This is a genomic window from Pseudomonas sp. LF-5 (assembly GCF_037626295.1).
Taxonomy (GTDB): Bacteria; Pseudomonadota; Gammaproteobacteria; order Pseudomonadales; family Pseudomonadaceae; genus Aquipseudomonas; species Aquipseudomonas monsensis.
This window is the reverse complement of the sequence record NZ_JARKMT010000012.1, coordinates 172859-197890: the sequence shown is the minus strand read 5'-3', so window position 1 is coordinate 197890 and position 25032 is coordinate 172859. Positions and strand designations below refer to the sequence as shown.

Sequence of the window (25032 nt, the reverse complement as noted above, 5' to 3'; positions counted from 1 at the left end):
ACGCCTAAAAAAAGTAAGCAAAAAAACGCTTGCTCCTACGTGCGGCCCGCTCGCTGGGGCTCGGGGTTCCTTCGCTGCGGGATCGATCCGGGCGCAGCGTCTCCGGTTTGCTTCGCTGCACCTCCTCTCGCTGTGTTTGGCTTCGCCAAACGGTCGCTGCGCTCCCACCCCCGGATCAATCCCTCCACTCAGCCTTCCGATGTCGCCCGTGGATCAAGATCAAAAGCAGGCGAGCTGACACTCGGCCTATTGAGTGGTGAAGAGCACGGGTATTCGGCTTTGGATTTGTGGTGGATTTACCCCTCACCCCAGCCCTCTCCCTAGGGAGAGGGAGCCGATTTGTGGGCTTTTCAAAATCTGAGTTCGACTTGGTATCGCACGTCGGGCGTAGCTCCCCCAAACACCTCGGTCAGTCCCCTCTCCCTCCGGGAGAGGGCTAGGGTGAGGGTTGGCTTTTGGTTGTTTAAATTTGTGTCAAATAATCAGAACCTTCCCACAAGGTTTTCAGGTTGTCCGTCGGACGTGGGCTCTCTAGGCTCTGGTTGTCGCTGAATGTTCAGCGATCGGGTGTGAGAACCCGTCGAGCTTGAAACTAGCACCAGTAAGACCATAATTGCGGCCGGCTTATAAGCTGTCGCGGTGCCTTATGGCGGCTGTGTGCGGGCAGACTTCGGTCTGGCCGGTTTTCTGCTCACCGGTTTCTCACTCCGCACATAGCTGCCACCCTTTACCACGTGAGAAATGGCTAAGGGCTGGCTCGAATGACGAGCAGATTTTTATGAAAGATAAAATTGTCCCCGATCCACCCCTCGAACCCACAACCCCACTCGCCGAAGCCATCCGCGCCGACGACCTCGCCAAAAACCGCGAAGCCATCAAACGCGCCCTGGATTTTTACCTCAGCCCCGACCCGGTCAAACCCCGGCAACCCAGTACGATGTTCCTGATCCAGCCAAACATCGACACTGAAAGCCTGTTGGCGCATGCCTGTGAGTCACTGGCGTCGGCGAATACGCTGGCAGGTAATTTTGCCGATCAGTTGGGCCGGCCCGAGCGTAATACGGCGTTGGCGATTCAGCAGATCATCATGCTGGCTGAGCTGGCGGTGAACCGGGCGCTGGATCGGGTTGATCCGCAGACCTGAGACCGCGTTATCGTTCTTCGCGAGCAGGCTGACTCCTACAGGGGAACACATTCCAAATTGCAGGAGTGAGCCTGCTCGCGATGGCGACGGAACATTCAACACAAAAATCCCGGGCATAAAAAAACCGCCGATCATTCACCGATCGGCGGTTTTTCATTCAGCCCACATCAAATCACTGCATCAACACTTCAATCGAGCCATCAGCCGTCATGCTGACCTGGCTGGTACCGGCTTCAACTTCCGGCGTCACTGGCGCCGAATCCATGGCCGCCGCTTTCATCATCATCGGGGCGCGCATGTACGGTTGTGGATAACCGTTGCTGTTGAGGTTCAGGTTGACGATTTTGTAGCCCTTGCCGCCCAGGGCGTCGGTGGCCAGTTGGGCGCGGGCCTTGAAGGCGGTGACGGCTTCCTTGAGCAATTGGTCTTCGCTGGCCTTGCGGGTCGGGTCGGCGATAGCGAAGTCCATGCCGCCCATTTTCAGGTCGGTCAGCAGTTCGCCGGTGAGTTTGGACAGGGCGGCGAAGTCGGCGCTTTCCAGGCGCAGTTCGGCGCGTTCGCGCCAGCCGGTGATTTTCTGGCCCTTGGTGTCGTAGATCGGGTAGCTGTTGCGGCTGCCCTGGCGCAGGGTGATGTCTTTGACTTGCTTGGCCTGGGCCAGAGCCTTGTTCATGGTGGTGCTGACGTCGGCGGCGAGTTTGGCCGGGTCGGTGTTTTGTTCTTCGGTGTAGAGGGTCACGATCATCAGGTCGCGGGCCACTTCCTGGCTGACTTCGGCGCGCAGGGCAATCTGATTGTAGTGCAGCTCATCGGCGGCCAGGGCTGGAAGGCTAGCGGCGCTGCCGACGGTCAGGGCGAGAAGGGCGGCGCTGCGGCGAAATGTGTGCATGAAGGCTCCTTGATAAGGGCGCAGGTGTTGGTTCGGGCCTGCGTGAACCATCAGACTCTAGCTTCTGCGATCCGGTTCGCCCAGTTACAACTTCTATACAGATGGCCAAGGCTGGACTGAGAGCGCTCATGTGGCGAGGGGATTTACCCCCGATCGGCTGCGAAGCAGTCGCCAATCCAGCTGACGAGAAATGCCTGAAAGAACGACGCTGGAGATTTTTGGGGCGGCCTCGCCACCCATCGGGGATAAATACCCTTGCCACAATTGGACTCTACTCACTGAGAAGTTGAGGGCGGCTTAGCCGAATTTGCCCGCCACGCCATGTGGTCGTTTGCCGCACTTTCGCCTCTCAAGGCCGCGGCTTGGTTATACTCCGTGCGATCCGCCTGGAGCGCTCATCAGGAGAGCTCATGCTCGCCCCCGTACAACTGACTTCCGCCACTCGCCAGAACCTCTGGCGGCTGACCTTCATCCGCACCCTGGTGCTCGCTGCGCAGGCGGGCTCCGTCGGCCTGGCCTACTGGCTGCAACTGCTGCCGTTGCCGTGGGTGCAATTGGCGATGACCCTTGGTTGCTCGACGCTGCTGTGCGTGTTCACCGCCGTGCGCCTGCGCACATCGTGGCCGGTGACCGAGCTCGAATACGCGTTGCAGCTGGCGTGCGATCTGGTGATCCACAGTGCGCTGCTGTATTTCTCCGGCGGTTCGACCAACCCGTTCGTTTCCTATTACCTGGTGCCGCTGACCATCGCCGCCGTGACGCTGCCGTGGCGTTATTCGGTGATTCTGTCGGGTATTGCGCTGGCGCTGTACACCTTGATGCTGACGCGTTTCTACCCGCTGGAAACCCTGCCGGTGGCCCGCGAGAACCTGCAGATCTATGGCATGTGGCTGAGCTTTGCCCTCGCGGCGGCGGTCATCACGTTCTTTGCTGCACGCATGGCCGAGGAGCTGCGCCGCCAGGAAGAGCTGCGGGCGATCCGCCGTGAAGAAGGCCTGCGCGATCAGCAGTTGCTCGCCGTCGCCACCCAGGCTGCCGGCGCGGCGCATGAACTGGGCACGCCGCTGGCAACCATGAGTGTATTGCTCAAGGAAATGCAGCAGGATCATCCCGACCCGATGCTGCAAGACGATCTGAAAGTGCTGCAGGATCAGGTCAAACTGTGCAAAGAGACCCTGCAACAATTGGTGCGTGCTGCCGAGGCCAACCGGCGGATGGCCGTGGAGATGCAGGACGTCACCCAGTGGCTCGACGAAGCGCTGAATCGCTGGCACCTGATGCGTCCGGAAGCCAGTTACCGCTTCCAGCGTCTCGGTCAGGGCAGTGTGCCGCGCATGGCGCCGCCGCCGGATCTGACTCAGGCGCTGTTGAACCTGCTCAACAACGCCGCCGACGCTTGCCCGGAAAATCTCCAGGTCACCCTGGACTGGGACGTCGAGAACGTGACCATCAGTATTCGTGACCACGGTGCCGGTGTGCCGCTGGCCATCGCCGAACAGATCGGCAAACCGTTTTTTACCACCAAGGGCAAAGGTTTTGGCCTGGGCCTGTTTTTGAGCAAGGCCAGCGTGACACGCGCCGGCGGCTCAGTGAAACTCTACAGTCATGAGGAAGGCGGCACGCTCACCGAGCTGCGTCTGCCCCACGGCGCCCGAGGAGACCAACATGAGTGACGAAATCCAAGTCGAAGGCGAAGAGCTGCCGCATCTGCTGCTGGTCGACGACGACGCGACCTTTACCCGAGTCATGGCTCGCGCCATGGCCCGCCGCGGCTTTCGCGTGAGTACCGCAGGTTCCGCTGAAGAGGGCCTGACCATCGCCCAGGCTGACCTGCCGGACTACGCCGCGCTGGACCTGAAAATGGACGGCGACTCCGGCCTCGTGCTGCTGCCGAAGTTGCTGGAACTGGACCCGGAAATGCGCGTAGTGATCCTCACCGGTTACTCGAGCATTGCCACCGCTGTCGAAGCGATCAAGCGCGGTGCCTGCAACTACCTGTGCAAACCGGCCGACGCCGACGACGTGCTGGCCGCGCTGCTCTCCGAGCACGCCGACCTCGACAGCCTGGTGCCGGAAAACCCGATGTCGGTCGATCGCCTGCAGTGGGAGCACATCCAGCGTGTGCTGACCGAGCACGAAGGCAACATCTCCGCCACTGCCCGCGCCCTGGGCATGCACCGCCGCACCCTGCAGCGCAAACTGCAGAAGCGCCCGGTTCGTCGCTGAACCTGCGCTGAACGGCTATCTTCAGCCCTCGCGATAAAACGCACCGATCTACTATGATCGGTGCGTGTCTGTTCTTTTCTATATTGAGCCTTATCCATGAATCAGAACGCTGAATATTCCGCGGTCAACGATGCTGTGCGCGGGCAGTTTTTTCGCAAGGTTTGGGGAATCATCACGCCTTATTGGCGCAGTGAAGAGAAGGGCAAGGCCTGGACGCTGTTGATCGCAGTGATCGCGCTCTCGCTACTGAGCGTGGGTATCTCGGTGTGGTTCAACACTTGGTACAAGGACTTTTACAATGCGCTGCAAAAGAAGGATGAAGCGGCGTTCTGGCAACTGATCCTGTATTTCTGTGCGATTGCGGCTGTGGCGATTATCGGTGCCGTTTACCGGCTTTATCTGACTCAGATGCTGACGATTCGCTGGCGGGCCTGGCTCACTGAAAAGCATTTTTCCCGATGGCTTGCCGACAAGAATTATTACCAGCTGGAGCAGGGCGGTTACACCGATAACCCGGATCAGCGGATTTCCGAAGACCTCAACAACTTCACCTCCAACACGCTTGAACTGGGCATCGGGCTGCTGCGCAATATTGTCAGCCTGGTGTCGTTCTCGATCATTCTGTGGGGCGTGTCGGGCAGTATCGAGGTCTACGGCATCACCATTCCCGGCTACATGTTCTGGTGTGTGCTGGTTTACGCGGTAGTGGGCAGTTGGCTGACGCATTTGATCGGTCGTCGCTTGATCGGTCTGAATAACCAGCAACAACGTTTCGAAGCCGACCTGCGTTTTTCCATGGTGCGAATTCGCGAGAATGCCGAAAGCATCGCGTTGTACAACGGTGAACCGAACGAGAATCGCCGATTGAGCGCCCGCTTCGGTAATGTCTGGCACAACTTCTGGGACATCATGAAAGTGTCCAAACGCCTGACATTCTTTACCGCCGGTTACAGTCAGGCGGCCATCATCTTTCCGTTTATCGTGGCTTCGCCGCGTTACCTGTCCGGCAAGATTGAGCTCGGTGAGCTGATGCAGATCAGCTCGGCATTCGGCAACGTTCAGGAAAGCTTCAGTTGGTTCATCAATGCTTACCAGAGCCTCGCTTCCTGGCGAGCCACCTGTGATCGACTGCTGAGTTTCCGCCAGGCCATGACCGACAACGAAGACCGCACTCCCGCCATTGATGTGCAGAATCAGGGGAGCGAATTGAAGGTGCACAACCTCGGTCTGGATCTGGCCGACGGTCGTCATCTGCTGACCAATGCCGATATGACTGTCGAGCCGGGTGAGCGGGTGATGCTCAGCGGCCGCTCCGGCAGCGGCAAGTCCACGTTGCTGCGGGCAATGGGGCATTTGTGGCCGGCGGGGCACGGCAACATTCGGCTGCCGGCGGCGCGGTATCTGTTCCTGCCGCAGAAACCGTATCTGCCGATCGGCACCCTGCGCGAGGCGCTCAGTTATCCACAACCGGGCGACACCTACGCGCCGGAACGTTATGCACAAGTGCTGGAAACCTGCCGCTTGCCGCATCTGGTCGCGCGGCTGGACGAGGCCAATCACTGGCAGCGCATGTTGTCGCCGGGCGAGCAGCAACGTTTGGCCTTCGCTCGTGCATTGCTTTACGCACCGCAGTGGCTGTACATGGATGAAGCTACCTCAGCGATGGATGAAGAGGATGAGGCAACGCTATACCAAGCGCTGATCGATCAGTTGCCGGGGCTGAGCATTGTCAGCGTCGGCCATCGCAGCAGTCTGAAACGCTTCCACCCACGGCATGTGCGGATCGACAGCGGCCATTTGGTTGAACAGACCGTGACTGCCTGATCAACACACATCCCATGTGGGAGCTGGCTTGCCAGCGATGGCGTCGGTTCAGTCGACATCTTCATCGACAGGTATGGCCTCATCGCTGGCAAGCCAGCTCCCACAGGTTTTGTATGGAAATGGAAAGTGATCGTACAACCCGCTTGAGCTATCATGCCCACAAGCCGAATTTTCGAGACCCGATGCACACCATGGAAAACCTGATCGACACCCCGCGCCTCCCACGCAAGCGCCGCAGCCTGGCCCAGGAACTGGTGACGGTGCTGAGCGAGCAGATCCGCGATGGCCTGCTCAAGCGTGGCGACAAGCTGCCCACCGAGTCGGCGATCATGGAAGCTCATGGGGTCAGCCGCACAGTGGTGCGCGAGGCGATTTCCCGTTTGCAGGCCGCCGGTCAGGTGGAAACCCGCCACGGCATCGGCACTTTTGTGCTCGATACCCCGAGCCCGAGCGGTTTCCGGATTGACCCGGCCACCGTCGTTACTCTGCGGGATGTGCTGGCCATTCTCGAATTGCGCATCAGCCTGGAAGTCGAGTCGGCCGGGCTCGCGGCGCAACGCCGCAGCCCGGAGCAACTGGCAACCATGCGTGCCGCTCTCGATGCGCTCAACGAAAGCGCTGCACACGCCAGTGACGCGGTTGCGTCGGACTTCGCCTTTCACCTGGAAATCGCGCTGTCCACCGGCAATCGTTATTTCACCGACATCATGACCCACCTGGGTACCAGCATCATTCCGCGTACGCGGCTGAATTCCGCGCGGCTGGCGCATGACGATCAGCAGCACTACATGAGCCGTCTGAGCCGCGAGCACGAAGAAATCTACGAAGCGATCGCCCGTCAGGATTCCGATGCGGCCCGTGCCGCCATGCGTCTGCACCTGACCAACAGCCGCGAACGATTGCGCCAGGCCCATGAAGAGGCGCAGGCGCAGCGCTGAGCCTCAGGTTTCGATGCAGAGCATCAGCGGCTCGGAACACGGCTCCAGACTGGACTCATCGGCGAACTTGTAGCGCAGCTCAACCTCTTCGTTCAGATAGGTTTCGAGCGCCTCCCTGGGGATGCGCAACTCGATACCGTTGAGTTTCAGTGCCTCTTCGCTGGCATCGTCCCAGATCCCTGTGGGCTGGGTCTGCCCTTGCCAGTCGGGGTCTTCGGGATCGGCGCCGAGAATCGGGTAGACCTCCCAGTTCGCCGGAATGTCGGTCGCGTCAGGCACCTGAAGAATCAATTCGTCGCCGAGTGTCGACAGGCTGACAGTGGCTTTTTCCGGTGGGTGACCGGGGGCTTGGGAAAGGATTGGTGGGGCAAAAGTCATGGGTTCGCTCTCCGTGCGAGGTGAGCCGTGATCCGTTCACGGCGGTTTGTGCACGGTACGGGCCTTTGCGCAGAGGTGCTTTAAACCGTTCGTTGCCAGCTATTTCAATTTCCTTTTGCAAGCGCTGTCGCAGGCTGCGACCTTTAGATCTTGATCATTAAAAATCAACGTCAAAGGATCGCAGCCTGCGGTAGCTCCTGCAGGGAAGGGTTTAGAGGGTGGGCAGAATCGAGCGATCCACTCTCACGGCCAGCGGCCCGGTGACGGGGTTGGCGTTAAACGTCGCGTATCCCTGATCATCCACGGTCGCCCGGGCAATTGGCAGGCCTTTGGCCAACAGTTCCAGCGGCGCACCCTTGAGCGATTGGCCTGAGGCCAGTTCCAGTTTCAATGTGATCTTCATGGTGTTCTCCTCAATTGACGTTGCCGGTGGGCTGGTAGTCCTTTAGCAATAGATAGGTGCTCCAGCCCCACCAGTCGTCGATGGTCGCGGTGTCGTTGAGGTTGTTGACGTCCTTGCGCCGCAGTACTTTGCCGCCCTCGACCCGGAACAGCGGCGAGAAGTTGCTGGAAAGATTCAGTACCGCCGTCAGATCCGGCAGCCGTTGCAGCGCGGCGAACGCCGACGGAGCGGGCGCATTGCCGCTGAGGTAGGCGGCAAAGACTTCATCCGCCGAGGCCTGCACAGCCAGATTGACCTGGGTGCGGTTGTCCGCGTCGCTGGCCTCGAAATAGCGCTTGTCGCCGAAGGCGCGCCATTGAGCGCCATGGGCGTTGCGCACCTTGAGGCCGAATTTGCTGTCTTCGTCATGCATGAAGCGGGTTACCAGCGAGCCAAGATCGCTCGGCGTCACCACCGCCGCCATCTCTTTGCGCGGCACGCGCAGGTGCCCGGAGGAGAACAGGTCGGTGAGGAAATGGTCGGCGAACGCGTTCATCGCGTAGGCCCTTTCCAGCTGTTGCTCATCGTGACTGGCCCGGGCCGCGACGGCGGTCTGCAGGGCGGCGGTGTGGCCGGCGATGTAGGCCAGTCTGGCCCATTCGCCGAAGTGATCGGCGTTGTTCGCCGCCAGTTTCAGATAACGCCCAAGCGGGAACAGCGCCGAGACAAAGCTGCCGCCGCCGGTGAGCTTGTTCCACTCTTCCGACAACGTATCTCCTAGCGCATCGTAGGCTTCATGCGGTTGTTTACCGTCCTTGATCGCCTGTTTAACCGCGTCGATCTCTTTCTGCATGACCGCGAGGATCTGCGGCGCCTCGGCACGGGACGCCGGCAGCACGGCAAGGGAATCGAAGGCGGCGATGAAGCGGTTCAGGCGATCGGCCGGGGTCGCCCCTTCGTTGATCGGCCGGTCGACCACACCGTAGAAATCGCCGCCCAGTGCCAGGATCTGGCCGTAGGTCAGGGCGAGGCCGTTGGGCAGGTGTAACGGCACGTTTTGCGCACGGATCGGTTCGGCGGTTTCGCTGAAGCGCAGCAGGGTGTTGTCGCCGATGGCCGTGTGTTCAGCGCCTTCGAAGCGCAATTGCGCTTTGCCTTTGAGCGGTTTGCCGGGGAGGCCGGTGACCGGTTCGACATCGCTGTGGGCGTCGGCAATGTGCAGCACCAGATGCGGGTTGTCGGTGCTGAAGCGGATGCCGGTCTTGGTGAACAGATCATCGAAACGGGCGATGACCGGCTTGGGTCTTTCCTGTGGTTTGGGCTGTAGTCCGGACATTTCTTTCTCCTTGATATGTCATCGGCGGATTTAATTTAACTGTATGCATATACAGTTAAATCGAGCCTAGATGAGAATTTTCCTACGTCAAGAAAGAATCCTGTCCGACAAAAAATGCTGTCAGCGATGAAATGCAGTTGACGGTTATCTTTTAAGTTGTACGATGACCTACAACTTCAGCGCTGGCTGAATCATAAAACTCACAAAAAACGTTGCTACCCAGGGTGTTCGAAAAATGAATCCACAAGAACTGAAGTCCATCCTCTCCGCCGGCCTGCTGTCCTTCCCGGTCACCGATTTCAACGCGCAGGGCGATTTCAACCGCGCGGGCTATATCAAACGTCTGGAATGGCTGGCCCCGTATGGCGCTTCAGCCTTGTTCGCCGCCGGTGGCACCGGTGAGTTCTTCTCCCTGGCTGCCAGCGAATACTCGGAAATCATCAAGACGGCCGTCGACACCTGCGCGACCAGCGTGCCGATTCTGGCCGGAGTTGGCGGTTCAACCCGCCAGGCCATCGAATACGCTCAAGAGGCCGAGCGTCTGGGCGCCAAAGGCTTGTTGCTGCTGCCGCACTACCTGACCGAAGCCAGCCAGGACGGGGTTGCCGCCCACGTTGAAGCCGTGTGTAAATCGGTGAACATCGGCGTAGTCGTCTACAACCGCAACGTTTGCCGCCTCAACGCGCCGCTGCTGGAACGTCTGGCCGAGCGCTGCCCGAACCTGATCGGCTACAAGGACGGCCTGGGCGATATCGAGTTGATGGTGTCGATCCGTCGCCGCCTCGGTGATCGCTTCAGCTACCTCGGCGGCCTGCCGACCGCCGAAGTCTACGCCGCAGCCTATAAGGCGCTGGGCGTGCCGGTTTACTCGTCGGCGGTGTTCAACTTCATCCCGAAAACTGCGATGGACTTCTACCACGCGATCGCCCGTGAAGATCACGCCACCGTCGGCAAAATCATCGACGACTTCTTCCTGCCGTACCTCGACATCCGCAACCGCAAAGCCGGTTACGCCGTGAGCATCGTCAAGGCAGGCGCGAAAATCGCCGGCTATGACGCCGGCCCGGTGCGGGCACCGCTGACCGACCTGACCGGCGAAGAGTACGAAATGCTCGCCGCGCTGATCGACAAGCAAGGTGCGCAGTAACACCCGATAAAAGCGAGGCCGCTGAGCAATCAGCGGCTTTTTGCGTGAAGGCTTTGAGATGTGAGGGCTGCCCCTGTGACAACTGCAAAACGCTACGACAACTACATCAACGGCGAATGGGTTGCCGGTGCCGACTACTCGGCCAACATCAACCCGTCGGAACTGAGCGACAACATTGGCGATTACGCCAAGGCCGACCTGACTCAGGTTCACGCCGCCATCGACGCCGCCCGCGAGGCCTTCCCGGCGTGGTCGACTTCGGGCATTCAGGCCCGTCACGATTCGCTGGATAAAGTCGGCACCGAGATTCTGGCTCGTCGCGAAGAACTCGGCACCTTGCTGGCCCGCGAAGAGGGCAAGACCTTGCCCGAAGCCATCGGCGAAGTGACCCGCGCCGGCAACATCTTCAAATTCTTCGCCGGTGAATGCCTGCGTCTGTCCGGCGATTACGTGCCGTCGGTGCGTCCGGGCGTCAATGTTGAAGTCACCCGCGAAGCACTCGGCGTGGTCGGTCTGATCACCCCGTGGAACTTCCCGATTGCAATTCCGGCGTGGAAAATCGCGCCAGCCTTGGCCTACGGCAACTGCGTGGTATTGAAACCGGCCGATCTGGTGCCGGGTTGCGCCTGGGCACTGGCCGAAATCATCTCCCGGGCAGGCTTTCCGGCCGGCGTGTTCAACCTGGTGATGGGCAGCGGTCGTGTGGTTGGCGATGCGCTGGTGCAGAGCCCGAAAGTCGACGGCATCAGCTTCACCGGGTCGGTGGGCGTGGGTCGGCAGATCGCGGTCAACTGCGTGTCGCGCCAAGCCAAAGTGCAACTGGAAATGGGCGGCAAGAACCCGCAGATCATTCTCGACGACGCCGACCTCAAACAAGCGGTCGAGCTGTCGGTGCAGAGTGCGTTCTACTCCACTGGCCAGCGTTGCACCGCTTCCAGCCGCTTGATCGTCACTGCCGGGATCCACGATAAGTTCGTCGAGGCGATGGCCGAGCGCATGAAGTCGATCAAGGTCGGCCACGCCCTGAAATCCGGCACTGACATCGGTCCAGTGGTTTCCCAGGCGCAGCTTGAACAGGACCTGAAGTACATCGACATCGGCCAGTCCGAAGGTGCGCGTCTGGTCAGCGGCGGCGGTCTGGTGACCTGCGACACCGAAGGTTATTTCCTCGCGCCAACGCTGTTTGCCGACAGTGAAGCGTCGATGCGTATCAGCCGCGAAGAAATCTTCGGCCCGGTGGCCAACATTGTTCGCGTGGCGGATTACGACGCGGCGCTGGCAATGGCCAATGACACCGAGTTCGGTCTGTCGGCGGGTATCGCCACCACTTCGCTGAAGTACGCCAACCACTTCAAGCGTCACTCGCAGGCCGGGATGGTGATGGTCAATTTGCCGACCGCTGGCGTCGATTACCACGTTCCGTTCGGGGGCCGTAAGGGTTCATCCTATGGCTCACGTGAGCAAGGCCGCTATGCGCAAGAGTTCTACACCGTGGTGAAAACCGCCTACATAGGCTCCTGACACACGCAATACCTGTGGGGGCTTGCCTGCAAGCGATAGCATCACCGCGGTGTAACTGAACAACCGCAGTGATGCTATCGCCGGCAGGCCAGCTCCCACAAAAGACAGACCAAAGCAGATTCACCCGCGCATAAAAATAATCAGTGGGAGTACATCTACATGCAATCCTCCAAGCCGACTCACGTCCGCTATTTGATCTTGCTCATGCTGTTTCTGGTGACCACGATCAACTACGCCGATCGCGCCACGATCGCCATCGCCGGCTCCAGCCTGCAAAAAGATCTGGGCATCGACGCGGTCACCCTCGGCTATATCTTCTCTGCCTTCGGTTGGGCCTACGTGGCCGGGCAAATCCCCGGCGGCTGGCTGCTCGATCGCTTCGGCTCGAAAAAAGTCTATGCCCTGAGCATTTTCACCTGGTCGCTGTTCACCGTGCTGCAAGGCTTTGTCGGTGAGTTCGGCATGTCCACGGCGATTGTTGCGCTGTTCATGCTGCGCTTCCTCGTCGGTCTGGCGGAGGCGCCATCCTTCCCGGGCAACGCGCGCATCGTCGCCGCGTGGTTTCCGACCGCTGAACGCGGCACCGCTTCGGCGATCTTCAACTCGGCGCAATACTTCGCCACCGTGCTGTTCGCGCCGCTGATGGGCTGGATCGTCTATAGCTTTGGCTGGGAGCACGTGTTCATTGTCATGGGCGTGTTCGGCATCGTCTTCTCGGGGATCTGGCTCAAGGTTATCCACAGCCCGCGTCAGCATCCGATGGCCAACGCAGCGGAAGTGCAGTTCATCGCCGACAACGGCGGCATGGTCGACATGGACCAGAACAAAGGCAAAAAGGCTGACGGGCCGAAGTGGGATTACATTCGTCAGTTGCTGACCAACCGTATGATGCTCGGCGTGTACCTGGGCCAGTACTGCATCAACGGCATCACCTACTTCTTCCTGACGTGGTTCCCGGTGTACCTGGTGCAAGAGCGTGGCATGACCATTCTCAAGGCCGGTTTCATCGCCTCGTTGCCGGCGATCTGCGGCTTCATCGGTGGTGTGCTCGGCGGAGTGATTTCCGATTACCTGCTGCGCAAAGGGCATTCGCTGACCTTTGCCCGCAAGGCGCCGATCATCGCCGGGTTGCTGGTGTCCAGCAGCATCGTGGCCTGCAACTATGTCGACGTTGAATGGATGGTCGTGGGCTTCATGGCGTTGGCGTTCTTCGGCAAAGGCGTGGGCGCGCTGGGCTGGGCGGTGGTCTCCGACACCTCGCCGAAACAGATCGCCGGCCTGAGCGGTGGCCTGTTCAACACCTTTGGCAACATCGCTTCGATTACCACGCCGATCGTGATCGGCTACATCATCAGCTCCACCGGATCGTTCAAATGGGCGCTGGTGTTCGTTGGTGCCAACGCACTGGTTGCGGTGTTCAGCTACCTGGTGATCGTCGGCCCGATCAAACGCGTGGTACTCAAAGAGCCGCCAACCCATGGCGGTGCTGAAGCCACCGGTAAATTGTCTCAAGCGCATTCCTGAGGAGCGGCGTCATGCAGTTGATTGAACATTCCGACTCGCCGCGCTACATCCGCCTGCACGAGCGGGACAACGTAGTGATTGTGGTCAACGACCAGGGCGTGCCGGCCGGCACCGAATTTCCCGACGGTCTGGTGACCGTGGATTTTGTACCGCAGAGCCACAAGGTCACCCTCGCAGACATTCCCGAGGGCGGCCAGGTGATTCGTTACGGCCAGACCATCGGCTACGCGTTGCAGCCCATTCCGCGCGGCAGTTGGGTCAAGGAAGATCAACTGCGCATGCCGACCGCGCCGCCGCTGGACAGCCTGCCGTTGTCCACCGAAGTGCCGCCCGCCCAGGCACCGCTGGAAGGCTTCACCTTCGAGGGTTATCGCAATGCCGACGGCACTGTCGGCACGCGCAACATTCTCGGGATTACTACCACGGTGCAGTGTGTCACCGGTGTGCTCGATCACGCGGTGAAGCGCATCAAGGACGAGTTGCTGCCCAAATACCCGCACGTCGATGACGTGGTGGCGCTGACCCACAGTTACGGCTGCGGCGTGGCGATCACCGCCACCGACGCCTACATCCCGATTCGCACCGTGCGCAATCTGGCGCGCAACCCGAACCTGGGGGGAGAGGCGCTGGTGATCAGTCTCGGTTGCGAGAAATTGCAGGCCGGGCAGGTGATGCACGAGGACGACGCTTCGGTTGATCTGAGCGAGCCGTGGCTGTATCGCCTGCAGGATTCCAGTCACGGTTTCACCGAGATGATCGAGCAGATCATGGCGCTAGCCGAAGTCCGCCTGAAGAAGCTCGACCAGCGCCGCCGCGAAACCGTGCCGGCGTCCGAGTTGATCCTCGGCATGCAGTGCGGCGGCAGCGATGCGTTTTCCGGGATCACTGCCAACCCGGCACTGGGCTACGCCTCGGACCTGCTGCTGCGTGCGGGGGCGACGGTGATGTTTTCCGAAGTCACTGAAGTGCGCGATGCGATCTACCTGCTGACTTCACGTGCGCAGAGCAAAACTGTCGCCGAGGAACTGGTGCGCGAAATGGACTGGTACGACCGTTATCTGGCCAAGGGTGAAGCGGATCGCAGCGCCAATACCACGCCGGGCAACAAGAAGGGCGGGCTGTCGAACATTGTCGAGAAGTCGCTGGGCTCGATCGTCAAGTCCGGCAGCAGCGCGATCAACGGCGTGCTCGGCCCGGGCGAGCGCTTCAAGCAGAAAGGTTTGATCTTCTGCGCGACCCCGGCCAGCGATTTTGTCTGCGGCACGTTGCAATTGGCGGCGGGGATGAACCTGCATGTGTTCACCACCGGTCGCGGCACGCCCTACGGGCTGGCGATGGCACCGGTCGTAAAAGTCTCGACCCGGACCGAGCTGGCGCAGCGTTGGCCGGACCTGATCGACATCGACGCCGGACGGATTGCCACCGGGCGCGCAACCATCGAGGAGTTGGGTTGGGAGTTGTTCCACTACTATCTGGATGTGGCGAGCGGCAAGCAGCAGACGTGGGCGGAGAAGCACAAGCTGCATAACGACATCACGCTGTTCAATCCGGCGCCGATTACTTGATGCGTGATCGGCTTGGCCCTCACCCCAGCCCTCTCCCGGAGGGAGAGGGGGCCGACCGAGGTGTCTTGCGCATTACATCGACCTGAAAGAGCGAGTCGATTATGGATTTGGCGATGTCATTTCAGGTCGATGGATTTCTCCAATATCCCGCGATCGGTCCCCTCTCCCTTGGGGAGAGGGCTAGGGAGGGGGCGACCGAATTGATTATGGCCTGCTACAGGCATTGCTGGATTCAGCCATGTCATTTCAGGTCGATGGATTTCTCCAATATCCCGCGATCGGTCCGCTCTCCCTTGGGGAGAGGGCTAGGGAGGGGCCGGCCGAGTTGATTATGGCCTGCTACATGCATTGCTGGATTCAGCCATGTCATTTCAGGTCGATGGATTTCTCCAATATCCCGCGATCGGTCCGCTCTCCCTTGGGGAGAGGGCTAGGGAGGGGCCGACCGAATTGATTATGGCCTGCTATAGGCATTGCTGGATTCAGCCATGTCATTTCAGGTCGATGGATTTCTCCAATATCCCGCGATCGGTCCCCTCTCCCTTTGGGAGAGGGCTAGGGTGAGGGGCTTTTGCTTTATCATTGCCACCTAACGACGCTCACCCAAGGCTCCCCCGGCATGCTGGCAATCTTCCTCGAAACCCTGAACATCACCGCGCCGGTGTTTGCCATGCTGTTTCTCGGTGTGTTGCTCAAACGCATCGACTGGATCAACGACAACTTCATCCACACCGCCTCGTCGCTGGTGTTCAACGTCAGCATGCCGGCGCTGCTGTTTCTCGGCATTCTGCATGCGGACCTGCACGCCGCGTTGCAACCGGCACTGCTGATCTACTTCGCCGTCGCCACGCTGGCGAGTTTTGCCCTGGCCTGGGGCTGGGCGATTCTGCGTTGCCCCCGCGAAGATCGCGGCATTTACACCCAAGGCGCGTTTCGCGGCAACAACGGGGTGATCGGTCTGGCACTGGCGGCGAGCATGTACGGTGATTACGGAATTTCCCTCGGGGCGATTCTCGCCGCGCTGGTGATCCTGTTTTACAACACCCTGTCGACCATTGTCCTGGCGGTGTACAGCCCGGTGATCAAGTCCGATCCGTGGAGCATCTGCAAAAGCGTGTTCAGCAACCCGCTGATCATCAGCGTGATTGCCGCGGCGCCGTTTGCCTATTTCAAAATCGGTTTGCCGGGGTGGCTGGAGACATCCGGACAGTATCTGGCGCAGACCACGTTGCCACTGGCGCTGATCTGCATCGGCGGAACCCTGTCACTGGCGGCGTTGCGCAAGAGCGGCAACATGGCGCTCAGTTCGAGCCTGGTGAAGATGATCGGTTTGCCAGTGCTGGCGACTTTGGGGGCTTGGCTGTGGGGATTTCGCGGCGCGGAGCTGGGGATTCTGTTTCTGTACTTCGGCAGCCCGACGGCGGCGGCGAGTTTCGTCATGGCCCGGGCGGCGCAGGGCAATCATGAGCTGGCGGCGGCGATCATTGTGCTGACCACGCTGATGGCGGCGGTGACCACCAATGTCGGGATCTTTGTTTTGCAGTGGGGTGGATGGATCTGACCGAAAGATTTTCGGTGATTTTTCCGGCCTCATCGCGGGCAAGCCCGCTCCCACAGGTTTTTCGGTTGTTAATCAAATTTCATCAACATTGAGATCCCTGTGGGAGCGGGCTTGCCCGCGATGAGGCCCGGAAGGTCACTCAGGTTTCTGGTAGCTATCGATCACTTCCTGCGCCGCGCGAAACGCATCAATCGCCGCCGGCACGCCGGCATACACTGCGCAATGCAGCAGCGCCTCACGAATCTCATCCACCGTGCAACCATTGTTCAGCGCGCCGCGCACATGGCCCTTCAACTCCTGTGGGCACTTCAGCGCGGTCAGTGCGGCGAGGGTGATCAGACTGCGGGTTTTCAGTGGCAGACCTTCACGATTCCACACGCCGCCCCAGGCGTGTTCATTGACGAAATCCTGCAGCGGCTGGGTGAACTCGGTGGCGTTGCCCAAGGCGCGATTAACAAATGCATCGCCCATTACCTGGCGGCGGACTTCAACCCCGGACTTCTTCGATTCGGTCATGGCATATCCCTCTTGTGGTGTTGGCGGCGCCAGGCGCGGATCGACGTGAACAGCAGAAACGTCAACAGCGTCGGCAAGACATAAAACAGCATCAACCGCTCGAGCTTGCCGGCCAGCGGCATGCCGGTGGTGAACGACACCACGTGCAACCCGTACGCCAGGTACAAACCGAGCAACAGCAAACCTTCGGCACGTGTCACGCGGTAGCCGGAATAGAACACCGGCAGGCACAGCGCGGCGACGCCGAGCATCACCGGCAGGTCGAAATCCAGCGCGTTCGGCGACACCGACAGTGGCGTCGGTGCGATCAGTGCGGTCAGGCCGAGCACCCCCAGCAGGTTGAACAGGTTGGCGCCGATCACGTTGCCGACAGCGATGTCGCGTTGCCCGCGCAAGGCCGCGATCAACGACGTAGCGAGTTCCGGCAGCGACGTGCCGACGGCGACCACGGTCAGGCCGATGACGCGTTCCGAGAAACCGAGATCAGTCGCTACCACAACCGCAGCGTTGAGCAACAGGTGCCCGGCGAACACCAGCATGGCCAGGCCGACGATGATCATCAGCGCGCTGGCGATCCATGACGCCTGCAGCGCTTGCGGGGGATCGGAATGCGGTCGCGTCGAGTGGCGCGACTGCCGAAACAGCAAACCGAGGTACAACGCCAGGGCGGCCAGTAGCACGATGCCGTCGAAACGCCCGATCTCCTCGTTCCATGCCAGGACGAACACCAGCAGGCTGGCGCCGATCATCAGCGGAATATCGAGGCGCACCAGTTGCCGCGACACACGCAGCGGAATGATCAACGCCGACAGGCCGAGGGTGACAAGGATGTTGAAGATGCTGCTGCCGACCACACTGCCGACGGCGATGTCGGAGTTATGCGTCAGCGCAGCTTGCAGGCTGACGGCCATTTGCGGCGCGCTGCTGCCGAGGGCGACGATGGTCAGACCGATGATCAGCGGCCGTACGTGCAGACGGGCCGCCAGCCGCACCGCCGCGCGCACCATCAGTTCGGCGCCGAAGATCAGCAGGCCGAGGCCGGCGAGCAATTCGATCACGCTGATCAGCGGTAAATCGGTCAGTCCGAAAATGGTCGGTGCTCCATCAGTCGTCGAGGGCCTGGATGCGCACCCGGGCGGTGCCACTGCCGAGCATACCGAGTCGTTCGGCCGCTTCGCGTGAAACATCGATCAGGCGACCACGGATATGCGGCCCGCGATCATTGATGCGGACCACGCAGGACTTGGCGTTTTTCAGGTTGGTGACCATCACCCGGGTGCCGAAAGGCAACTGGCGGTGGGCGGCGGTCAGGGAATGCTGGTTGAACGCTTCGCCGCTGGCGGTGCGTTTACCGTGGTGTTTGGCGCCGTAATAAGAGGCAACGCCGGTCTGGTCGTAACCGTGCGGGTCGATGATGTCGTTGCTGGCGCAACCGGCCAGTAGAGAGAGCAGGGCGCAGCTGATGAACAAACGCTTCATTCAAAGGTTTCCCGAATCAAATGTGGGAGTGACCTGTGGCGAGGGGATTTATCCCCGTTGGACTGCGCAGCAGTCCCAAAATCTGAGAACTCGGTTTGTCTGGTGCAAATCAAGCTCAGCCATTGGGGCCGCTTCGCGGCCCAACGGGGATAAATCCCCTCGCCACAGGTCACTCCTACAGGGGATGGAGCCAGGCTGTTTGTCTGGCTCCATTTTCATCAGCCTTCGAGCTTGCTCTTCAGCAGTTCGTTCACTTGCTGCGGGTTGGCCTTGCCTTTGGAGGCTTTCATGGCCTGACCGACGAAGAAACCGAACATCTTGCCGCGCTTGGCTTCGTCTGCCGCACGGTATTGCTCGACCTGCTCGGCGTTGGCCGCGAGCATTTCGTCCAGCACCGCCGAGATCGCGCCGCTGTCGGTAACCTGCTTCAGGCCGCGCTTTTCGATGATCTCGTCCGCAGTGCCTTCGCCATTGGCCATCGCTTCGAACACCACTTTGGCGATCTTGCCGGAGATGGTGTTGTCCTTGATGCGCTGCAGCATGCCGCCCAACAGCTCGGCGGAGACTGGCGAATCTTCGATGTCCAGGCCTTGCTTGTTGAGCAGGCTGCCCAACTCGACCATTACCCAGTTCGCTGCCAGTTTGGCGTCACCGCCGATGGCCGCGACTTTCTCGAAGTAATCCGCTTGCTCACGGCTGGTGGCCAGCACGTTGGCGTCGTAGGCCGACAGACCGAACTGGCTCTGGAAGCGCTCGCGTTTTTGCGGTGGCAGTTCTGGCAGGGTGGCGCGCACCTCGCCCAGGAACGACTCTTCGATGACCACCGGCAGCAGGTCCGGATCGGGGAAGTAACGGTAGTCGTTGGCTTCCTCTTTCGAACGCATTGGGCGGGTCTCGTCCTTGTTCGGATCGTACAGACGGGTCTGCTGGATCACTTTGCCGCCGTCTTCGATCAGCTCGATCTGACGCTGGATCTCGGAGTTGATCGCCTTCTCGATGAAGCGGAACGAGTTGACGTTCTTGATCTCGCAGCGGGTGCCGAACTCGACCTGGCCTTTTGGACGTACCGAGACGTTGCAGTCGCAACGCAGCGAGCCTTCGGCCATGTTGCCGTCGCAGATGCCCAGGTAACGCACCAGCGCGTGGATCGCCTTGACGTAAGCCACGGCTTCCTTGGCGCTGCGCATGTCCGGCTCGGACACGATTTCCAGCAGCGGCGTGCCGGCACGGTTCAGGTCGATGCCGGTGGCACCGTTGAATTCTTCGTGCAGGCTCTTGCCGGCGTCTTCTTCCAGGTGCGCACGGGTGATGCCGACACGTTTGACCGTGCCGTCTTCCAGAGCGATGTCCAGGTGGCCCTTGCCGACGATCGGCAATTCCATCTGGCTGATCTGGTAGCCCTTCGGCAGGTCCGGGTAGAAGTAGTTCTTGCGGGCGAACACGTTGTGCTGACCGATCTCGGCGTCAATCGCCAGACCGAACATCACCGCCATGCGCACCGCTTCCTGGTTCAGCACCGGCAACACGCCGGGCATGCCCAGGTCGATCAGGCTGGCCTGGGTGTTCGGCTCGGAGCCGAACTGGGTGGAACTACCGGAAAAGATTTTCGACCGGGTGGTGAGCTGAGTGTGAATCTCCAGCCCGATCACGACTTCCCATTGCATGTGTGTCTCCTAGCCTTTTGCTGGGGATTTTGAAACGTTGCGAGCGAAGGTAAGGCAAGGCGAAAACTGGCGAGTAAGCGGAGTTGACGTTAGTCAATGAGCATTACGAGCCAGTTTTCAACGCAGCATTACCGGGCGCAGCAGTTTCAAAACCCCTGCGGGGTGCGGGTGTGCCAGTCAGTGTGTAACTGATACTGGTGGGCAACGTTCAACAGGCGACCTTCCTGGAAGTACGGCGCGAGCAACTGCACGCCAACCGGCAGACCGTCGACAAAACCGGCCGGCATCGACAGGCCCGGCAGGCCCGCGAGGTTGGCGGTGATGGTGTAGACGTCTTCCAGATAGGCAGCGACCGGGTCGCTGTTCTTGGCGCCGAGCTTCCAGGCCGGGTTCGGCGTGGTCGGGCCGAGGATGATGTCGACTTCATTAAAGGCCGCCATGAAGTCGTTCTTCACCAGACGACGAATCTTCTGCGCTTTCAGGTAGTAGGCATCGTAGTAACCGGCGGACAGCGCGTAGGCACCGACCATGATCCGGCGCTGCACTTCAGGGCCGAAGCCTTCGCCACGGGAGCGCTTGTACAGGTCGATCAGGTTTTCCGGGTTCTCGCAGCGATGGCCGAAACGCACGCCGTCGAAACGCGACAGGTTCGAGGAGGCCTCTGCCGGCGCAATTACGTAGTACGCAGGAATCGCGTGCTGCATGTTCGGCAGACTGATTTCCTTGATCACCGCACCGAGCTTCTGCAGCTCTTTGATGCTGTTCTGGATCAGCTCGGCAATGCGCGGGTCAAGACCGGCGCTGAAGTATTCCTTCGGCACGCCGATGCGCAGGCCTTGCAGGGAATCGCCGAGGCTGGCGGAGTAATCCGGAACCGGCTCATCAATGCTGGTGGAGTCGTTCTGGTCGAACCCGGCCATACCTTGCAACAAAATCGCGCAGTCTTCGGCGGTGCGTGCCAACGGGCCGCCCTGATCGAGGCTGGAGGCATAAGCGATCATGCCCCAGCGCGACACGCGACCGTAGGTCGGCTTCAGGCCGGTGAGGTTGGTGAACGCCGCCGGCTGACGGATCGAGCCGCCGGTGTCGGTGGCCGTGGCCGCAGGCAACAGACGAGCGGCAACCGCCGCCGCCGAACCGCCGGACGAACCGCCCGGTACGTGTTCCAGGTTCCACGGGTTTTTCACCGCGCCGTACCAGCTCGACTCGTTGGCCGAACCCATGGCGAATTCGTCCATGTTGGTCTTGCCCAGAGTCACGGCACCGGCAGCCGCCAGTTTCGCGACCACGGTGGCGTCGTACGGGGCCTTGAAGTTGTCGAGCATCTTCGAGCCGCAGCTGGTGCGGATGCCCTGGGTGCAGAACAAGTCTTTGTGAGCGATCGGCGCGCCGAGCAGGGCGCCGCTCTCACCGTTGGCCCGGCGTGCGTCGGCGGCTTTCGCCTGCTCGAGCGCCAGCTCTTCGGTGAGGCTGATGAAACTGTTGAGCTGCGGATCGAGCTGGGTGATACGCGCCAGCAGGACTTTGGTCAGCTCTTCGGAGGAAAACTTTTTATCGGCGAGACCGCGGGCGATCTCGGCCAGAGTCATTTGATGCATTGCAGGCTCTTTCCCTTTAGTCGATGACTTTCGGAACCAGATACAGGCCGTTTTCGACCGCTGGTGCGATGGACTGGTAGGCCTCGCGGTGATTGGTCTCGGTCACAACGTCGGCGCGCAGGCGCTGACTGGCTTCCAGCGGGTGGGCCAAAGGCTCGATACCGTCGGTATTGACGGCCTGCATTTCGTCGACCAGCCCGAGAATGCTGTTGAGGGCGGAAGTAATGTGCGGAAGATCGGCATCATTGAGGCCAAGGCAGGCCAGATGAGCGATTTTTTCCACGTCGGAGCGTTCTAGCGCCATCGGGATTCTCCAGTGGAAAACAGAACGGACGGCGTCCGTGTGTTAGATTGTCGGAACACTACCGCACTTCTACGGTCATAAGGCCGCGATTGTGGGGCTTGGTGCACAGAAAAGCGGCCAATTTAACATATTGGCGCCTTGCCCAAAATCCCTGTCGTTGTTAGAGTTTGCCGCACTTTTTTACCCACGCGTTGCCTAGGGTCCCTTTCCCATGTTCAAGAAACTGCGTGGCATGTTTTCCAGCGATCTTTCCATTGACCTGGGCACTGCCAACACCCTTATTTACGTGCGCGAGCGCGGTATCGTCCTGAATGAGCCATCGGTTGTGGCCATTCGGACACACGGTAACCAGAAAAGTGTCGTTGCTGTCGGCACCGAAGCCAAGCGCATGCTCGGCCGTACGCCGGGCAACATTGCTGCCATTCGTCCGATGAAAGACGGCGTAATCGCCGACTTCAGCGTCTGCGAAAAGATGCTGCAATACTTTATCAACAAGGTTCACGAAAACAGTTTTCTGCAGCCTAGCCCTCGTGTGCTGATCTGCGTTCCATGCAAATCCACCCAGGTGGAGCGTCGTGCCATCCGTGAATCGGCCCTTGGTGCCGGTGCCCGTGAAGTATTCCTGATCGAAGAGCCAATGGCTGCTGCGATCGGTGCCGGTCTGCCGGTTGAAGAAGCACGCGGTTCGATGGTTGTCGATATCGGTGGTGGTACCACTGAAATCGCGCTGATCTCCCTGAACGGTGTGGTCTATGCCGAATCCGTCCGCGTGGGCGGCGACCGCTTCGACGAAGCGATCATCACCTACGTGCGCCGCAACTACGGCAGTCTGATCGGTGAATCGACGGCCGAGCGCATCAAGCAGGAAATCGGTACGGCCTACCCGGGCGGCGAAGTTCGCGAAGTCGACGTTCGCGGTCGCAACCTGGCCGAAGGCGTTCCACGCGCATTCACCCTGAACTCCAACGAAGTGCTGGAAGCTCTGCAAGAGTCCCTGGCCACTATCGTTCAGGCTGTGAAAAGCGCCCTGGAGCAATCGCCGCCGGAGCTGGCTTCCGACATCGCCGAGCGTGGCCTGGTGCTGACCGGTGGTGGCGCGCTGCTGCGTGACCTCGACAAGTTGCTGGCCCAGGAAACCGGTCTGCCGGTGATCGTTGCCGAAGACCCGCTGACCTGCGTTGCTCGCGGCGGTGGCCGTGCATTGGAAATGATGGATAAACACACCATGGACCTGCTCTCGAGCGAATAAGTCGCCGAGTGCAATACGTGGGTGAGCGCGCAGGCAGCACTTTGCAGTGCTGCCTGTTGGCGTTTATCTTCTGTCAGTCTTCATCCAGGCCGGTTTGATGCCGTATGAATAAACAGAACATTTGCCTGGGAGGAGCGGCTTATTAAACCGCTTTTCGCCAAGGGCCCTTCGTTGGGTGTGCGCCTGTTGGTGCTGGCCGTGCTGTCGGTCGCGCTGATGGTGGTCGATGCCCGTTTCGATCTGCTCAAGCCTGCGCGCAAACAAGCGTCGCTGGTGCTGATGGATGCCTACTGGATCACTGACCTGCCCGGTCGCCTGTGGGAAGGTGTCGCCAGCCAGTTCGGCAGCCGCACTGAGCTTGTTGCCGAAAACGAAAAACTCAAGACCGAGAACCTGCTGTTGCAGGGCCGCATGCAAAAGCTTGCCGCCCTCACCGAGCAGAACGTGCGGCTGCGCGAGTTGCTCAATTCCTCCGCACTGGTCAACGAAAAGGTCGAAGTGGCCGAGTTGATCGGCATGGACCCCAACCCCTTCACTCATCGCATCATCATCAATAAAGGTGAGCGCGACGGCGTGGTGCTCGGTCAGCCGGTGCTCGATGCCCGCGGCTTGATGGGGCAGGTGGTCGAGTTGATGCCTTACACCTCCCGTGTCCTGCTGCTCACTGACAGTACCCACAGCATTCCCGTGCAGGTGAACCGCAACGGTCTGCGGGCGATTGCCAGCGGTACCGGTAACCCTGAACGACTGGAATTGCGTCACGTCGCCGATACGGCAGACATCAAGGAAGGCGATCTGCTGGTCAGCTCCGGCCTTGGCCAGCGCTTCCCGGCGGGCTATCCGGTCGCCACCGTGAAAGAAGTGATTCACGATTCCGGCCAGCCGTTTGCCATTGTCCGCGCCGTACCGACGGCCGCACTGAACCGCAGCCGCTACATGTTGCTGGTGTTCAGCGACAACCGCACCGCCGAAGAGCGTGCCAACGACGCAGCGCAGGCGCAGGAAAATCTTGATGCACAGGGCGGTGGCCCGGTGATCCCAACGACAGTGCCGAAAGCCGTGACCCCGCCGGCTGCCGCAACAACGCCAGCGACATCGCCGGCTGCACCGGCCGCCAGCGCTGCGCCGGCCAAACCCGCAGCAAGCAAGCCGCCAGTGCCTGCAAAACCACCGGCCGCCACACCGGCCGCCAGTAAACCACCGGCGAATCAGCCTGCTGCTCGACCGGCGGCCAAACCGCCTGTCACCGCGCCGGCAACCACCGGGAGGCAAGAATAATGGTCGGGGCTACCGCATCGCGTAACGGCTGGATCGTCTGGCTGACGTTTGTCGTCGGCATATTGCTCAGCGTGTCGCCATTGCCGATCTTCATGGAGATCCTGCGTCCGCTGTGGCTGGCCTTGCTTCTGACGTTCTGGGCCTTGTACCTGCCGCATACGGTGGGCATGGTCACGGCGTTCTGCCTGGGACTGGCCGAAGACGTGCTGCAGGGCGACCTGCTCGGTCAGAACGCCTTGATCCTTTCCCTGATCACCTTTCTGGTGCTGTCATTGCAGCAACGCCTGCGGATGTTCCCGATGTGGCAGCAGTGCCTGGTGATCCTGGTGATTTTCGGCCTCGCGCAACTGGTCCAGCTGTGGCTCAGTGCCTTGACCGGCAACCGTCAGCCGACCCTTGCGCTGGTCCTTCCGGCACTGGTCAGTGCCTTGCTCTGGCCGTGGGTCAGCTTTGCTCTGCGTGGATTGCGCCGCCGCTACAAAATCAATTGATCCGGTGAAGCAGGGCAC

At 60.5% G+C, this 25032-nt stretch carries 23 protein-coding genes; 13 read left to right on the top strand and 10 right to left on the bottom strand.

The annotated features are described in order from the left end of the window. Positions 1 to 778: 778 nt before the first annotated feature. Positions 779 to 1144 (top strand): DUF6124 family protein, encoded by a 366-nt coding sequence (locus PseuLF5_RS25410; RefSeq protein ID WP_128614580.1) that lies wholly within the window; start codon positions 779 to 781, stop codon positions 1142 to 1144. A gap of 172 nt (positions 1145 to 1316) precedes the next feature. Here the strand turns inward: PseuLF5_RS25410 and PseuLF5_RS25405 are convergent, their stop codons facing one another. Further along, on the bottom strand, positions 1317 to 2033 hold the full coding sequence (locus PseuLF5_RS25405; RefSeq protein WP_123464609.1) for an SIMPL domain-containing protein: 717 nt from the start codon (positions 2031 to 2033) through the stop codon (positions 1317 to 1319). 410 nt (positions 2034 to 2443) lie between these two features. On the opposite strand from PseuLF5_RS25405, the gene PseuLF5_RS25400 reads away from it, so the two are divergent. The 4 genes from PseuLF5_RS25400 (at position 2444) to PseuLF5_RS25385 (ending at position 7021) form a co-directional block, all read left to right on the top strand. Beyond that, on the top strand, positions 2444 to 3706 hold the full coding sequence (locus tag PseuLF5_RS25400) for an ATP-binding protein (RefSeq protein WP_123464611.1): 1263 nt from the start codon (positions 2444 to 2446) through the stop codon (positions 3704 to 3706). Continuing rightward, the gene (locus PseuLF5_RS25395) at positions 3699 to 4259 is read left to right on the top strand and encodes a response regulator transcription factor (protein ID WP_003221630.1); all 561 of its coding nucleotides are present in this window, start codon (positions 3699 to 3701) and stop codon (positions 4257 to 4259) included. The genes PseuLF5_RS25400 and PseuLF5_RS25395 overlap by 8 nt, the downstream gene beginning before the upstream one ends. A gap of 96 nt (positions 4260 to 4355) precedes the next feature. Beyond that, positions 4356 to 6083, top strand: coding sequence for an ABC transporter ATP-binding protein/permease (locus tag PseuLF5_RS25390; RefSeq protein ID WP_340134938.1), 1728 nt, complete (start codon positions 4356 to 4358; stop codon positions 6081 to 6083). 191 nt (positions 6084 to 6274) lie between these two features. Continuing rightward, a complete protein-coding gene (locus PseuLF5_RS25385) occupies positions 6275 to 7021 on the top strand; it encodes a FadR/GntR family transcriptional regulator (RefSeq protein ID WP_177490658.1) in 747 nt (248 codons plus the stop codon). Between the two features lie 3 nt (positions 7022 to 7024). On the opposite strand, the gene PseuLF5_RS25380 is transcribed toward PseuLF5_RS25385, so the two are convergent. The 3 genes from PseuLF5_RS25380 to PseuLF5_RS25370 form a co-directional block, all read right to left on the bottom strand. After that, positions 7025 to 7399 carry a hypothetical protein gene (locus PseuLF5_RS25380; protein ID WP_123464617.1) on the bottom strand — a complete coding sequence of 125 codons (375 nt, stop codon included), beginning with the start codon at positions 7397 to 7399 and terminating at the stop codon, positions 7025 to 7027. Positions 7400 to 7610: 211 nt separating this feature from the next. Further along, a complete protein-coding gene (locus PseuLF5_RS25375; protein WP_267804477.1) occupies positions 7611 to 7802 on the bottom strand; it encodes a hypothetical protein in 192 nt (63 codons plus the stop codon). A 10-nt stretch (positions 7803 to 7812) separates the two neighbouring features. Continuing rightward, on the bottom strand, positions 7813 to 9117 hold the full coding sequence (locus tag PseuLF5_RS25370) for a phospholipase (protein ID WP_340134937.1): 1305 nt from the start codon (positions 9115 to 9117) through the stop codon (positions 7813 to 7815). 235 nt (positions 9118 to 9352) lie between these two features. On the opposite strand from PseuLF5_RS25370, the gene kdgD reads away from it, so the two are divergent. The 5 genes from kdgD (at position 9353) to PseuLF5_RS25345 (ending at position 16435) form a co-directional block, all read left to right on the top strand. Beyond that, positions 9353 to 10264 (top strand): 5-dehydro-4-deoxyglucarate dehydratase, encoded by a 912-nt coding sequence (gene kdgD / locus PseuLF5_RS25365; protein WP_007915340.1) that lies wholly within the window; start codon positions 9353 to 9355, stop codon positions 10262 to 10264. A 75-nt stretch (positions 10265 to 10339) separates the two neighbouring features. Further along, positions 10340 to 11785, top strand: coding sequence for an aldehyde dehydrogenase family protein (locus PseuLF5_RS25360; RefSeq protein ID WP_340134936.1), 1446 nt, complete (start codon positions 10340 to 10342; stop codon positions 11783 to 11785). A 159-nt stretch (positions 11786 to 11944) separates the two neighbouring features. Next, positions 11945 to 13309 (top strand): MFS transporter, encoded by a 1365-nt coding sequence (locus PseuLF5_RS25355; RefSeq protein WP_267804475.1) that lies wholly within the window; start codon positions 11945 to 11947, stop codon positions 13307 to 13309. Positions 13310 to 13320: 11 nt separating this feature from the next. Then, positions 13321 to 14874, top strand: a complete 1554-nt coding sequence (gene garD / locus PseuLF5_RS25350) for a galactarate dehydratase (RefSeq protein WP_123464626.1) — start codon at positions 13321 to 13323, stop codon at positions 14872 to 14874. A 619-nt stretch (positions 14875 to 15493) separates the two neighbouring features. Then, positions 15494 to 16435, top strand: coding sequence for an AEC family transporter (locus tag PseuLF5_RS25345; RefSeq protein ID WP_123464628.1), 942 nt, complete (start codon positions 15494 to 15496; stop codon positions 16433 to 16435). 135 nt (positions 16436 to 16570) lie between these two features. Here the strand turns inward: PseuLF5_RS25345 and PseuLF5_RS25340 are convergent, their stop codons facing one another. The 6 genes from PseuLF5_RS25340 to gatC form a co-directional block, all read right to left on the bottom strand. Continuing rightward, positions 16571 to 16951, bottom strand: coding sequence for a carboxymuconolactone decarboxylase family protein (locus PseuLF5_RS25340; RefSeq protein WP_340134935.1), 381 nt, complete (start codon positions 16949 to 16951; stop codon positions 16571 to 16573). After that, positions 16948 to 18009, bottom strand: coding sequence for a calcium/sodium antiporter (locus PseuLF5_RS25335; RefSeq protein ID WP_222833656.1), 1062 nt, complete (start codon positions 18007 to 18009; stop codon positions 16948 to 16950). The genes PseuLF5_RS25340 and PseuLF5_RS25335 overlap by 4 nt, the downstream gene beginning before the upstream one ends. Before the next feature lie 46 nt (positions 18010 to 18055). Continuing rightward, a complete protein-coding gene (locus tag PseuLF5_RS25330; protein WP_340134934.1) occupies positions 18056 to 18430 on the bottom strand; it encodes a septal ring lytic transglycosylase RlpA family protein in 375 nt (124 codons plus the stop codon). Positions 18431 to 18648: 218 nt separating this feature from the next. Further along, entirely contained in the window at positions 18649 to 20094 is a 1446-nt protein-coding gene (gene gatB, locus PseuLF5_RS25325; protein ID WP_123464635.1) for an Asp-tRNA(Asn)/Glu-tRNA(Gln) amidotransferase subunit GatB, read from the bottom strand. A 146-nt stretch (positions 20095 to 20240) separates the two neighbouring features. Next, on the bottom strand, positions 20241 to 21692 hold the full coding sequence (gene gatA, locus PseuLF5_RS25320; protein ID WP_007961566.1) for an Asp-tRNA(Asn)/Glu-tRNA(Gln) amidotransferase subunit GatA: 1452 nt from the start codon (positions 21690 to 21692) through the stop codon (positions 20241 to 20243). Positions 21693 to 21708: 16 nt separating this feature from the next. Next, complete coding sequence (gene gatC, locus PseuLF5_RS25315; RefSeq protein WP_007901429.1) at positions 21709 to 21996, bottom strand: Asp-tRNA(Asn)/Glu-tRNA(Gln) amidotransferase subunit GatC; 288 nt, start codon at positions 21994 to 21996, stop codon at positions 21709 to 21711. A gap of 211 nt (positions 21997 to 22207) precedes the next feature. On the opposite strand from gatC, the gene mreB reads away from it, so the two are divergent. The 3 genes from mreB to mreD all read left to right on the top strand — a co-directional run bounded on the left by mreB (position 22208) and on the right by mreD (position 25014). Beyond that, positions 22208 to 23245 carry a rod shape-determining protein MreB gene (gene mreB / locus PseuLF5_RS25310; RefSeq protein WP_002555108.1) on the top strand — a complete coding sequence of 346 codons (1038 nt, stop codon included), beginning with the start codon at positions 22208 to 22210 and terminating at the stop codon, positions 23243 to 23245. Positions 23246 to 23386: 141 nt separating this feature from the next. Further along, positions 23387 to 24523 carry a rod shape-determining protein MreC gene (mreC, locus tag PseuLF5_RS25305; RefSeq protein WP_340134939.1) on the top strand — a complete coding sequence of 379 codons (1137 nt, stop codon included), beginning with the start codon at positions 23387 to 23389 and terminating at the stop codon, positions 24521 to 24523. Next, positions 24523 to 25014 carry a rod shape-determining protein MreD gene (gene mreD / locus PseuLF5_RS25300; RefSeq protein ID WP_123464639.1) on the top strand — a complete coding sequence of 164 codons (492 nt, stop codon included), beginning with the start codon at positions 24523 to 24525 and terminating at the stop codon, positions 25012 to 25014. Before mreC ends, mreD begins: the two co-directional genes overlap by 1 nt. Positions 25015 to 25032: the final 18 nt, after the last annotated feature.

What these genes read in the sequence shown, in the direction of transcription:
- PseuLF5_RS25410 (WP_128614580.1), top strand. Translation starts at nt 779, where the DNA reads ATGAAAGATAAAATTGTCCCCGATCCACCCCTCGAACCCACAACCCCA.
- PseuLF5_RS25405 (WP_123464609.1), bottom strand. Translation starts at nt 2,033, where the DNA reads ATGCACACATTTCGCCGCAGCGCCGCCCTTCTCGCCCTGACCGTCGGC.
- PseuLF5_RS25400 (WP_123464611.1), top strand. Translation starts at nt 2,444, where the DNA reads ATGCTCGCCCCCGTACAACTGACTTCCGCCACTCGCCAGAACCTCTGG.
- PseuLF5_RS25395 (WP_003221630.1), top strand. Translation starts at nt 3,699, where the DNA reads ATGAGTGACGAAATCCAAGTCGAAGGCGAAGAGCTGCCGCATCTGCTG.
- PseuLF5_RS25390 (WP_340134938.1), top strand. Translation starts at nt 4,356, where the DNA reads ATGAATCAGAACGCTGAATATTCCGCGGTCAACGATGCTGTGCGCGGG.
- PseuLF5_RS25385 (WP_177490658.1), top strand. Translation starts at nt 6,275, where the DNA reads ATGGAAAACCTGATCGACACCCCGCGCCTCCCACGCAAGCGCCGCAGC.
- PseuLF5_RS25380 (WP_123464617.1), bottom strand. Translation starts at nt 7,399, where the DNA reads ATGACTTTTGCCCCACCAATCCTTTCCCAAGCCCCCGGTCACCCACCG.
- PseuLF5_RS25375 (WP_267804477.1), bottom strand. Translation starts at nt 7,802, where the DNA reads ATGAAGATCACATTGAAACTGGAACTGGCCTCAGGCCAATCGCTCAAG.
- PseuLF5_RS25370 (WP_340134937.1), bottom strand. Translation starts at nt 9,117, where the DNA reads ATGTCCGGACTACAGCCCAAACCACAGGAAAGACCCAAGCCGGTCATC.
- kdgD (WP_007915340.1), top strand. Translation starts at nt 9,353, where the DNA reads ATGAATCCACAAGAACTGAAGTCCATCCTCTCCGCCGGCCTGCTGTCC.
- PseuLF5_RS25355 (WP_267804475.1), top strand. Translation starts at nt 11,945, where the DNA reads ATGCAATCCTCCAAGCCGACTCACGTCCGCTATTTGATCTTGCTCATG.
- garD (WP_123464626.1), top strand. Translation starts at nt 13,321, where the DNA reads ATGCAGTTGATTGAACATTCCGACTCGCCGCGCTACATCCGCCTGCAC.
- PseuLF5_RS25345 (WP_123464628.1), top strand. Translation starts at nt 15,494, where the DNA reads ATGCTGGCAATCTTCCTCGAAACCCTGAACATCACCGCGCCGGTGTTT.
- PseuLF5_RS25340 (WP_340134935.1), bottom strand. Translation starts at nt 16,951, where the DNA reads ATGACCGAATCGAAGAAGTCCGGGGTTGAAGTCCGCCGCCAGGTAATG.
- PseuLF5_RS25330 (WP_340134934.1), bottom strand. Translation starts at nt 18,430, where the DNA reads ATGAAGCGTTTGTTCATCAGCTGCGCCCTGCTCTCTCTACTGGCCGGT.
- gatB (WP_123464635.1), bottom strand. Translation starts at nt 20,094, where the DNA reads ATGCAATGGGAAGTCGTGATCGGGCTGGAGATTCACACTCAGCTCACC.
- gatA (WP_007961566.1), bottom strand. Translation starts at nt 21,692, where the DNA reads ATGCATCAAATGACTCTGGCCGAGATCGCCCGCGGTCTCGCCGATAAA.
- gatC (WP_007901429.1), bottom strand. Translation starts at nt 21,996, where the DNA reads ATGGCGCTAGAACGCTCCGACGTGGAAAAAATCGCTCATCTGGCCTGC.
- mreB (WP_002555108.1), top strand. Translation starts at nt 22,208, where the DNA reads ATGTTCAAGAAACTGCGTGGCATGTTTTCCAGCGATCTTTCCATTGAC.
- mreD (WP_123464639.1), top strand. Translation starts at nt 24,523, where the DNA reads ATGGTCGGGGCTACCGCATCGCGTAACGGCTGGATCGTCTGGCTGACG.